Annotated in this window: 1 pseudogene; it reads left to right on the top strand. The window is 46.9% G+C overall.

Annotation, left to right across the window (positions count from 1 at the left end):
* Positions 1-276, top strand: a pseudogene (locus ACLNEE_RS16940) (nicotinate phosphoribosyltransferase); the annotation flags it as partial.
* Positions 277-463: the final 187 nt, after the last annotated feature.

Genomic DNA, 463 nt, shown 5'->3' with positions numbered 1-463 from the left:
AATCGAGATACCCAAAAATTTGCCATGAAATGCAGTGAAGTGACGGTGGCGGGTAAGGCAACTCCGATTTGTAAAGACCCCATTACTGATCCTGGTAAAGCCAGTAAAAAGGGGCGATTGTCCTTGATTAAAACAGAGTCCGGCTATCAGACTGTGCCCACTTCCACTGAAGATTTGCTGCAGGTTGTTTATGAAAATGGGCAGTTATTGCAAGACCAATCTTTGGATGTTATTCGCCAACGGGCGTGGCTTGGGATTGATTTAGTTAATGGATAATCCCAATCGTAGCAAGCTGCGGAGCATGGATAACCAAGTGACCATCAACGTCAGCGAGGCTAATGATAGCCGTACCACCACCGACCAACACAATGCCAGTCAGTTGGCGCGAGAATTAGAATCCGCTGTGGTGACTTTCCTGCAAAAACAAAAACACCCTGGGAGGAGTCCTAGCAGGGAGATAATA

It is taken from the genome of Aphanothece stagnina RSMan2012, from assembly GCF_046764815.1.
Classification (GTDB): Bacteria; Cyanobacteriota; Cyanobacteriia; order PCC-6307; family Cyanobiaceae; genus NIES-981.
This window is presented reverse-complemented; position numbering and strand designations above follow the sequence as displayed.